A 9,671-nucleotide genomic window follows, 5' to 3' on the forward strand; every position below is an offset into this window, starting at 1 on the left:
GGGACGGGGTGGTCGCCGGAGTGGGCTCGCAGGGGCCGGTGCCCGCGACCGCCACCGCGACGGCCCCGCCGCCCGGGCCGGTCGAGGCGTACGCGCAGGCGTCGGCGACCGCCGTGCCGCTCGGCGCTCCGGTGAGGAGCCAGGTCAGCGCGAGCAGGGCCGACAGCCGTAGGGCGAGAGCGGAACGGGTCCGCGGGGGTCCTTGCACGTCGGAGATCATCCGTGTCCCGCGCGCCCGCGTACGCGAGAGCACCCACAGCTTGCTCCAAAGGAGGGAAAACGGGCCACGAAGGTTTGACCGGGGGGTTGATCGCTGACCGTCTCTTCGACGCTTTCGCAGGCCGCGCCGGGGGCGTCTGCGCGGAGTTTCGAAAGAAATTCGTGTTCCGTTGAACGCTTCGGCCACCCCCGCCCGTACCTAGGGCCAGCGAGCGGCGCAGTAGGGCGCTGCAACACCCAAAGATTGACGGGGAGTTGGAATGAACACCTCCTGGCGGAGCGCCGCACTCGTAGCCTCAGCTGCGGCTGTGCTGGCGCTGACGACGGCGTGCGGTCAGGAACAGGGCTCCACGTCCTCGCAGAACGTGGGTGCCGCTTCCACCCCCACGCTCGGCGCCGGCACCATCGCCGGCACCGCAGGGGCCGGGGCGGCAGGGACCGACACGTCGGACCAGGCCCAGTCGACCACGGCGGCGTCCGCGGGCCAGCTGACCGTGTGGAACAGCGACGAGTACGGCAAGGTCCTCACCGACAGCGCCGGTCGCACCCTGTACCGCTTCGACAAGGACTCCTTCGAGCCGCCGAAGACGACCTGTGAGGGCGAGTGCGCCACCACCTGGCCGCCGGTCCCGGCGGCGGGCGCCACCGCCGCCGAGGGCGTCGACCAGGCGCTGCTCGGCGAGATCACCCGCCCCGACGGCACCAAGCAGCTGACCGTCGCCGGCTGGCCGCAGTACTACTTCGCCAAGGACACCAAGGCCGGTGACATCAAGGGCCAGGGCCTCAAGGGCGCCTGGTTCGCGTCCGCCCCCAACGGCAAGAAGGCCTCCACCAAGGGCGGCGGCGGTGGTGCCGCGGGCGACGCCGGTGGCGAGGCGGTCGGGCAGGTCGGTCTGACCACCCGCAACGACCCCAAGCTCGGCGAGGTCGTCGTCGACAAGAACGGCATGACGGTCTACCGCTTCCTCAAGGACAAGCAGTGGCCGATGTCGACCAAGTGCACCGGCGCCTGCCTCGACAAGTGGCCCGTCGTCGCCCCGGTCGAGAAGAACGACACCGAGGGCATCCTGCTGAAGGGCTACACGGTCTTCGACCGGCCCGACGGCATCAAGCAGCAGACCATCAACTGCATCCCGCTCTACACCTTCGCCGGTGACAAGGCCCCCGGTGACACCAAGGGCCAGGGTGTCGGCGGCACCTGGTTCGCCATCAACGGCGACGGAGAGCCGATCGGCGCCCAGTAACGACGATCACCTTCCCCACGCGCCACATCAGCGCGGCCGCTCAAGGACCCGCCCCCTCCGCACCACATCGGAGGGGGCGGGTCGCTTGGCGTGCCCGTACGCGCGGTCGCGGACAACCGGCGGCGCTCGGGCGTGAACAGGCATGGTCGGGGCGGCGATTGGGCATGTGCCCACGGCAGCGACGTTGAACGGACGGTCAATTTCCGTTTTTGCTCGCTCCTTTGGCGGACGATCAGTAGCCTCTGCTCGAACACCGGATCGCCTACGCCGCCCCCGACGCGTTGGAGTCACAGATATGGAGCGTCCCGCCTGGGCTCCACGGAGCATCGACATCTCGATGCCGTCCGTGGCCCGCATGTACGACTACTACCTGGGCGGTTCGCACAACTTCGAGGTCGACCGGGAGGCGGCGCGCAGGGCCATGGGGTTCGTGCCGGGCCTGCCCAAGATCATGCAGGCGAACCGCGCCTTCATGCGCCGCGCCGTGCGGCACGCGGCCCGAACGGGGATCACCCAGTTCCTGGACATCGGATCCGGGATCCCCTCCTTCGGAAACGTGCACGAAGTGGCGAGGGAGGCCGCCCCCGGCGCGCGCGTCGTCTACGTCGACCACGACCCGGTCGCCGTAGCACACACCCAGGCCGTTCTGGAGGGCGCCGATGACGCGGATGTGGTCGCGGCCGATCTGCGCAAGCCCCGGGACGTCCTCACGAGCCCCCAGGTCGAGCGGCTGATCGACCTGAACCGGCCAGTGGCCCTGCTCCTGGTTGCCATACTGCACTTCGTGGAGGACACGGACGACCCGTACGGAGCGGTGGCCGAGTTGCGCGACGCGCTCGCGCCCGGCTCCGTGCTCGTCGTCTCGCACGCCTCCCAGGAGGGGATTCCGCTTCCCCGGGAACGGGTCGAGGGCGCGGTGGACGTGTACAAGGACATTCGCAATCCGCTGATCATGCGCTCGCGCGACGAGATCGCGCGGTTCTTCGAGGGGTACGACATGGTGGAACCCGGACTGGTGCCGACGGCGAAGTGGCGGCCCGACACGGCTCCCGAGGACGAGGATCCGTACGCCTTCTCCGGGTTCGCCGGCATGGGGACGAAAGCGTGAGCGCGGAACCGGACGGGCCGGAGGACAGACTGCGCCGGTTCGCGACGATCTGGAGCCGTGCGGTCTTCCCCGCCACCTCCACGTCGCTGACCCGCCCCGAGTTCGAGGAACTGCTCCTGCCGCTCGCCCGGCGCCTCAGCGAGGCGCTGCGGGCCAGGACGTACGACGCCGCGGAGGGCAGGGCCGTCGGTGCCGCTCTCGTCGAGGCGCACTGCACCGAACCCGAGGCCCTCAGCCGGGCCCTCGACTGCGTCGACGCCTATCTGGTGCTCTACTGCGGCGGCGACGGCCGCCAGGAGGATCTACGGGCCCGCGCCGCGCGGCTCCAGTCGGCGATGGCCGCCGGGTACGCCGAGGCGCTGCGGCAGCGGACCCTGGCGGAGCAGGAGGCCATCGCCCGCGCGGCCCTGGAGGCGCAGGGCGCCGTCGCCCGGGCGCTGCACGCCACCGAGGCCCGCTTCCGCGCGGTGTTCGAGGGCGCCGCGATAGGCATCGGCATCGCCGACCTCGAAGGCAACATCCTCCAGGTCAACGGCGCGTTGCTGCGCATGTTCGGCGTCACCGAACACACGATGCTCGCGCGCTGCGTCACCGAGTGGACGCACCCCGAGGACGCGCCGCAGGTGTGGCGCCTCTACGAGGAGCTGGTGCGGGCCGAACGCGAGCACTACCACACGGAGAAGGCGTTCCACCGCCCCGACGGAACGGTTCTGTGGACCAATCTGACGGTCTCCCTGCTGCGGGACGCGGACGGCAACCCCCAGTACCAGCTGGCGCTGATGGAGGACACCACCGAGCGCCGTCTGCTCAATCTCCGCCTCCGCTACGAGGCCACGCACGACGCGCTCACCGGACTGCCCAACCGCACCCTGTTCTTCGAGCGCCTGGAGAAGGCCCTCGCGGCGGGCGAGGGCCAGCGGTTCGGCCTGTGCTACCTCGACCTGGACGGGTTCAAGGCCATCAACGACAGCCTCGGCCACGCGGCCGGCGACCGGCTGCTCGTGGAGGTCGCCGACCGGCTCCAGTCCTGCGCGACCGCCCCCGGTGAGATGGTCGCCCGGCTCGGCGGCGACGAGTTCGTGGCGCTGACCACCGGCCCCGACACCGAGAGCGAGGTCGACGACCTCGCCGACCGCATCATGAACGCGCTGGTCACCCCCGTCCGCATCGACGGCCGGGAACTCCTCGTCCGCGGCAGCATCGGCATCGTCGAGGGCCCGGCGGGCGAGCGCGGCCCGGCGGAGGTGCTGCGCAGCGCCGACATCACGATGTACCGGGCCAAGTCGGCGGGCGGCAACCGCTACGAGGTCGCCGACGCCGAGGCCGACGCCCGCGCCATCACCCGGCACGGGCTCACCACGGCGCTGCCCGCCGCCCTCGACCGGGGCGAGTTCTTCATCGAGTACCAGCCGCTCGTGCATCTCGGCGACGGCACGGTGCGCGGCGCGGAGGCGCTGGTCCGCTGGCTGCATCCGCAGCACGGCGTGCTCGGCCCCGACCGCTTCATCCCGCTCGCCGAGCGCACCGGCCTGATCGTGCCGCTCGGCCGCTGGGTGCTGGAGCAGTCGGTGCGCCAGGCCCGCGAATGGCAGCGACGGCACGGCGGCACGGGTCCGCTGCGGGTCAACGTGAACCTGTCGCCGTGCCAGCTCACGCATCCCGGGCTGGTGCAGGACACCGTGGAGATCCTGGAGCGGGCCGGCCTCGCACCGGACGCCCTGTGCCTGGAGGTGACCGAGTCCGCCCTGATCGGCGCCGACGACGATCTGCTCAAACCGCTGCGCAGGCTCTCCGAGATGGGCATCGACATCGCCCTCGACGACTTCGGCACCGGCTACTCCAACCTCGCCAATCTGCGGCGGCTGCCGGTCCGGGTGCTGAAGCTGGACCGGTCCTTCACGCAGGGCATGCAGCAGTTCCCGGCGGACCCCGTCGACCTGAAGATCGTCGAGGGCATCGTCTCCCTCGCCCACAGCCTCGACCTCGCGGTCACCGTCGAGGGCGTCGAGACGGGCGCGCAGGCCGAGCAACTGCGGATACTCGGCTGCGACACCGCCCAGGGCTGGTACTACGCCCGCCCGGGCCCACCGGAACGCCTGCACGAACTGGCCCTGGTGGACGCGACGGGGTAGGAGGGACCTGTCCAGGCGCCGGGTAGTGCGGCGCGCCCTTGAGGGGCGCGGGGAACTGCGCGACAAGCCACAGCGCACCCGAAGATCCGAGCGGCGCTCATTCCCATGGCGCGACCGGGAACAGCAGCGCACGCTCACCTCTCCACCAACATCCGCTGCAACTCCCTCGCGGCTCTCGGCGGAGCCACATCGCTGCGGTGTGCCAGGGCGATGGTGCGGTGCAGGCCGGGGCGGGCCAAGGGGGTGACCCGTAGGCCACGGCCCGCGCCGGTCGCCACCATGCGCGGGACCACGGCGACCCCCAGTCCCGCCCGGACGAACCCCAGCACCGCGTCCATCTCGCCGCCCTCCACCGCGAAGTCCGGTTCGAAGCCCTCCGCCCGGCACGCGGCCACGGTCAGTTCCCGCAGGTCGTAGCCGTGCCGGAACATCACGAGTCGCTCGCCCTCGAGATCGGCGACCTGGATCGTGCGCCGCCCCTCACCGGGCCCGGGCGCGTCAGGGGAGGACACCACCACCAGGTCCTCGCGCAGCAGCTCCACCGTGGTCAGCGCGGGGGACGGCGTCGGCAGGGGCAGGACGACCAGGGCCAGGTCGAGGGCGCCGCGCGCCAGCTGCCGTACGAGGTCGTGGGAGCCGCCCTCCTCGACCAGCAGCCGGATGCCGGGGTAGCGGTCGTGGAAGGCCCGCAGCACATCGGGCAGCAGACCGGTGCACAGGCTCGGGGTCGCGCCCAGCCGGACCCGGCCCCGGCGCAGCTGCACCAGCTCCTGCACCTCCAGCCGGGCCGTGTCCGTGTCGGCCAGGATGCGGCGGGCCAGCGGCAGCAGGGCCTCACCGGCGTCGGTGAGCGTGATGTTGCCGCGCGCCCGCAGGAACAGATCGGCGCCCAACTCCCGTTCCAGCGCCTTGATCTGCTGCGACAGCGAGGGCTGGGCGACATGGACCAGCTCGGCGGCACGGGTGAAGTGCCGGGTCTCGGCGACCGCCACGAAGTACTGGAGCTGCTGGAACTGCACCCCTCCACGATACGGGACGATAGTTTCCGGCTATCGAATCGAGCCGCATCATGTCTTGGACCGATGAGGGGTGCCGGTCCTAGCGTCATGTCCCATGGCTCTGGCAACGCGGACGGACCGAGAACCGTCCATGGCGCGCACGGTGTGGGACAGCTCCGTCGGCAAGAAGACGGTGATGGCCGTCAGCGGTCTGATCATGCTGGCGTACCTGGTCGTCCATATGCTGGGCAACCTCAAGATCTTCTTCGGCTCGGCCGAGTTCAACGGGTACGCGCACTGGCTGCGCACCCTCGGCGAGCCCTTCCTCCACCACGAATGGGCGCTGTGGATCGTCCGCGTGGTCCTCGTCGCCGCGGTCGTCGCCCACGCCACGGCCGCCTACCAGCTCAGCCGCCGGGACCTCAGGGCCCGGCCCCGCAAGTACATGCACACCAGGCGCCGGGCGAGCTACGCGACCCGCACCATGCGGTGGGGCGGCGTCATCCTCGGGCTGTTCATCGTCTGGCACATCCTCGACCTGACGACCGGCACCGTCCACCCGAACGGCTTCCAGTCCGGCCACCCGTACCAGAACGTGATCGACACCTTCTCCACCTGGTACGGCAACGTCATCTACGTCGTCGCGATGCTCGCGCTCGGCCTGCACATCCGGCACGGCTTCTGGAGCGCCGCGCAGACCCTCGGCGCCGGCAGCCGCACCCGTGACCGGGCCCTGAAGGCCACCGCGAACATCCTCGCGCTGGTACTGACCCTGGGCTTCGTCTCCGTACCCGTCGCCGTCATGACCGGAGTGGTGAGCTGACCATGAGTACCTCCTCCGCGTACGCGGACTACACCACCGGGGAACCGGTCGTCGACACCAAGGCGCCCGAGGGCCCGATCGCCGAGCGCTGGGACAAGCGCCGCTTCGAGGCGAAGCTGGTCAACCCCGCCAACCGCCGCAAGCACACCGTCATCGTCGTCGGCACCGGGCTCGCCGGCGGCTCCGCCGGCGCCACCCTTGCCGAACAGGGCTACCACGTCGTCCAGTTCTGCTACCAGGACTCCCCGCGCCGCGCCCACTCGATCGCCGCCCAGGGCGGCATCAACGCCGCGAAGAACTACCGCAACGACGGCGACTCCGTCCACCGGCTGTTCTACGACACCGTCAAGGGCGGAGACTTCCGGGCCCGCGAGTCCAACGTCCACCGGCTCGCACAGATCTCCGTGGAGATCATCGACCAGTGCGTCGCCCAGGGCGTGCCGTTCGCCCGCGAGTACGGCGGCCTGCTGGACACCCGCTCCTTCGGCGGCGTCCAGGTCTCCCGCACCTTCTACGCCCGCGGCCAGACGGGCCAGCAGCTGCTGCTCGGCGCCTACCAGGCCCTCAGCCGGCAGATCGCCGCCGGGAACGTCGAGATGCACCCGCGCACCGAGATGCTCGACCTGATCGTCGTCGACGGGCGCGCCCGCGGCATCGTCGCCCGGGATCTCGTCACCGGGAAGATCGACACCTACTTCGCGGACGCCGTCGTCCTCGCGTCCGGCGGCTACGGCAACGTCTTCTACCTGTCGACCAACGCCATGAACTCCAACGCGACCGCCGTCTGGCGGGCGCACCGGCGGGGCGCGCTGTTCGCCAACCCGTGCTTCACCCAGATCCACCCGACGTGCATCCCGCGCACCGGCGACCACCAGTCCAAGCTGACGCTGATGAGCGAGTCGCTGCGCAACGACGGCCGGATCTGGGTGCCGAAGGCGAGGGGCGACCAGCGGCCCCCGCACCGGATCCCCGAGGACGAGCGCGACTACTACCTGGAGCGGATCTACCCCTCCTTCGGCAACCTGGTGCCCCGCGACATCGCCTCCCGCGCCGCCAAGAACGTCTGCGACGAGGGCCGGGGCGTCGGACCCGGTGGGCAGGGTGTCTACCTCGACTTCGCCGACGCCATCGAACGGATGGGCCGGGCCGCCGTCGAGGCCAAGTACGGCAACCTCTTCGACATGTACCAGCGGATCACCGACGAGGATCCGTACCGGGTCCCCATGCGGATCTACCCGGCCGTGCATTACACGATGGGCGGCCTGTGGGTCGACTACGACCTCCGGACCACCGTCCCCGGCCTGTTCGCGATCGGCGAGGCCAACTTCTCCGACCACGGGGCCAACCGGCTCGGCGCCTCCGCGCTGATGCAGGGCCTCGCCGACGGGTACTTCGTCCTCCCGGCGACGATCAACGACTACCTCGCCCGTCACCCCCGCCAGGGCGAGGTCGGTCCCGAACACCCCGTCGTGCAGGAGGTCCTCGCCGAGACCGAGGACCGGCTGCACCTGCTGCTCGCCGTCGACGGCGACCGTACGCCCGACTCCTTCCACCGTGAACTCGGCGAACTGATGTGGGAGTTCTGCGGCATGGCCCGCACCGAGAGCGGCCTGCGCAAGGCCCTGGAGCGGATCCCGCAGATCCGTGAGGAGTTCTGGCGGCGGATCAAGGTCCCGGGAACCGGCGAGGAGTTCAACCAGTCCCTGGAGAAGGCCAACCGGATCGTCGACTACCTGGAGCTCGCCGAACTGATGTGCCTCGACGCGCTGCACCGCGCCGAGTCGTGCGGCGGGCACTTCCGCGAGGAGTCCCAGACCCCGGACGGCGAGGCGGAACGCAAGGACGACACCTTCTCGTACGCGGCCGCCTGGGAGTTCACGGGCACCGGCACCGCCCCCGTCCTGCACAAGGAAGACCTCGTCTTCGAGTACGTCCACCCCACCCAGCGGAGCTACGCATGAAGCTCACCCTGCGCGTCTGGCGACAGCGCGCCGCCGACACCGAAGGCGCCATGTCCACGTACGAGGTGGACGACATCTCGCCCGACATGTCCTTCCTGGAGATGCTCGACACCCTCAACGAGGAACTCATCCTGCGCGGCGAGGACCCCGTGGCGTTCGACCACGACTGCCGGGAGGGCATCTGCGGCGCGTGCTCGCTGGTCATCAACGGGGACGCGCACGGGCCCGAGCGGACGACCACCTGCCAGCTGCACATGCGGTCTTTCGCGGACGGCGACACGATCGACGTGGAGCCGTGGCGGGCCTCGGCGTTCCCGGTGATCAAGGACCTCGTCGTGGACCGGTCCGCGTTCGACCGGATCATCCAGGCCGGCGGCTACATCACCGCCCCCACCGGATCCGCGCCGGAGGCCCACGCCACGGCCGTGGCGAAGCCGGACGCGGACTTCGCCTTCGAACACGCCGAATGCATCGGCTGCGGGGCCTGCGTGGCCGCCTGCCCCAACGGGGCGGCGATGCTGTTCACCTCCGCCAAGGTCAACCATCTGAACGTACTCCCGCAGGGCGCGCCCGAGCGGGAGACCCGCGTCCTCGACATGGTGGCCCGGATGGACGAGGAGGGCTTCGGCGGCTGCACCCTCGCAGGCGAGTGCGCCACCGCCTGCCCCAAGGGCATCCCCCTGGTCTCCATCACGAACATGAACAAGGAGTGGCTGCGCGCCACACGGAAGGCCGGGAAGCGGTAGCGGGACACGGAGACGTTCGCCGACAGGTGCGGACGGGCGGGGCCGGGAGTGGTGCTCATCCCCGGCCCCGTCTGGTTTCCCGGACGGCCGTCCCGGTTCGTTCAGCGAGCGCACATCCGCGCTCCCGCCCTCGGTCACGCGTCGGCCAGACGACGTCGGGAGAACAGGTACGAGCGTGCCGCACCCGACCGGCCCGCTCTTCCGCCCAGGCCGAACCGGCCCGTGACCTGGAGTGAGCCATGACCGCCGTACCCGCTCTGGACACCCCGCCCCTGCCCTCCCCGTCAGCGGTCCCCACCCGCTACACCGTCACCCTCGCCCGCGACGAGGCCGACGTACGCGCCGCGCAGCGCCTGCGGCACGACGTGTTCGCCGGCGAGATGGGCGCCCTGCTGACCGGCCCGCAGCCGGGCCTCGACATCGACGCCTTCGACGCTTAC

General features: G+C 70.8%; 7 protein-coding genes and 2 pseudogenes. 7 read left to right on the forward strand and 2 right to left on the reverse strand.

The window, feature by feature from the left end:
- Positions 1 to 208, reverse strand: a pseudogene (locus AOK15_RS35085) (hypothetical protein); the annotation flags it as partial.
- Positions 209 to 479: 271 nt separating this feature from the next.
- Here AOK15_RS35085 and AOK15_RS35090 point away from each other — a divergent pair.
- From AOK15_RS35090 to AOK15_RS35100, 3 genes are all read left to right on the forward strand, one after another.
- The gene (locus AOK15_RS35090) at positions 480 to 1,463 is read left to right on the forward strand and encodes an SCO0930 family lipoprotein (protein WP_055522346.1); all 984 of its coding nucleotides are present in this window, start codon (positions 480 to 482) and stop codon (positions 1,461 to 1,463) included.
- 295 nt (positions 1,464 to 1,758) lie between these two features.
- The gene (locus tag AOK15_RS35095) at positions 1,759 to 2,571 is read left to right on the forward strand and encodes an SAM-dependent methyltransferase (protein ID WP_055522348.1); all 813 of its coding nucleotides are present in this window, start codon (positions 1,759 to 1,761) and stop codon (positions 2,569 to 2,571) included.
- The gene (locus AOK15_RS35100; RefSeq protein ID WP_055522350.1) at positions 2,568 to 4,703 is read left to right on the forward strand and encodes a putative bifunctional diguanylate cyclase/phosphodiesterase; all 2,136 of its coding nucleotides are present in this window, start codon (positions 2,568 to 2,570) and stop codon (positions 4,701 to 4,703) included. The genes AOK15_RS35095 and AOK15_RS35100 overlap by 4 nt, the downstream gene beginning before the upstream one ends.
- A 134-nt stretch (positions 4,704 to 4,837) precedes the next feature.
- Here AOK15_RS35100 and AOK15_RS35105 read toward each other — a convergent pair whose 3' ends face one another.
- The gene (locus tag AOK15_RS35105; RefSeq protein ID WP_055522353.1) at positions 4,838 to 5,722 is read right to left on the reverse strand and encodes a LysR family transcriptional regulator; all 885 of its coding nucleotides are present in this window, start codon (positions 5,720 to 5,722) and stop codon (positions 4,838 to 4,840) included.
- A 94-nt stretch (positions 5,723 to 5,816) separates the two neighbouring features.
- Between AOK15_RS35105 and AOK15_RS35110 the strand changes: the two genes are divergently transcribed.
- The 4 genes and pseudogenes from AOK15_RS35110 to AOK15_RS35125 form a co-directional block, all read left to right on the forward strand.
- Positions 5,817 to 6,524, forward strand: a complete 708-nt coding sequence (locus tag AOK15_RS35110) for a succinate dehydrogenase (protein WP_079058881.1) — start codon at positions 5,817 to 5,819, stop codon at positions 6,522 to 6,524.
- Between the two features lie 2 nt (positions 6,525 to 6,526).
- Positions 6,527 to 8,485 (forward strand): fumarate reductase/succinate dehydrogenase flavoprotein subunit, encoded by a 1,959-nt coding sequence (locus AOK15_RS35115; RefSeq protein ID WP_055522357.1) that lies wholly within the window; start codon positions 6,527 to 6,529, stop codon positions 8,483 to 8,485.
- Complete coding sequence (locus tag AOK15_RS35120) at positions 8,482 to 9,231, forward strand: succinate dehydrogenase/fumarate reductase iron-sulfur subunit (RefSeq protein ID WP_055522359.1); 750 nt, start codon at positions 8,482 to 8,484, stop codon at positions 9,229 to 9,231. Before AOK15_RS35115 ends, AOK15_RS35120 begins: the two co-directional genes overlap by 4 nt.
- Before the next feature lie 239 nt (positions 9,232 to 9,470).
- Positions 9,471 to 9,671 (forward strand): annotated as a pseudogene (locus AOK15_RS35125) (GNAT family N-acetyltransferase); the annotation flags it as partial.

It is taken from the genome of Streptomyces ossamyceticus (assembly GCF_001418475.1).
In the GTDB taxonomy this organism is placed as follows: Bacteria; Actinomycetota; Actinomycetes; order Streptomycetales; family Streptomycetaceae; genus Streptomyces; species Streptomyces ossamyceticus.

Excerpts from the sequence above, each read along its gene's own strand:
- AOK15_RS35090 (WP_055522346.1), top strand. The coding sequence starts at position 480 with ATGAACACCTCCTGGCGGAGCGCCGCACTCGTAGCCTCAGCTGCGGCT.
- AOK15_RS35095 (WP_055522348.1), top strand. The coding sequence starts at position 1,759 with ATGGAGCGTCCCGCCTGGGCTCCACGGAGCATCGACATCTCGATGCCG.
- AOK15_RS35110 (WP_079058881.1), top strand. The coding sequence starts at position 5,817 with ATGGCTCTGGCAACGCGGACGGACCGAGAACCGTCCATGGCGCGCACG.
- AOK15_RS35115 (WP_055522357.1), top strand. The coding sequence starts at position 6,527 with ATGAGTACCTCCTCCGCGTACGCGGACTACACCACCGGGGAACCGGTC.
- AOK15_RS35120 (WP_055522359.1), top strand. The coding sequence starts at position 8,482 with ATGAAGCTCACCCTGCGCGTCTGGCGACAGCGCGCCGCCGACACCGAA.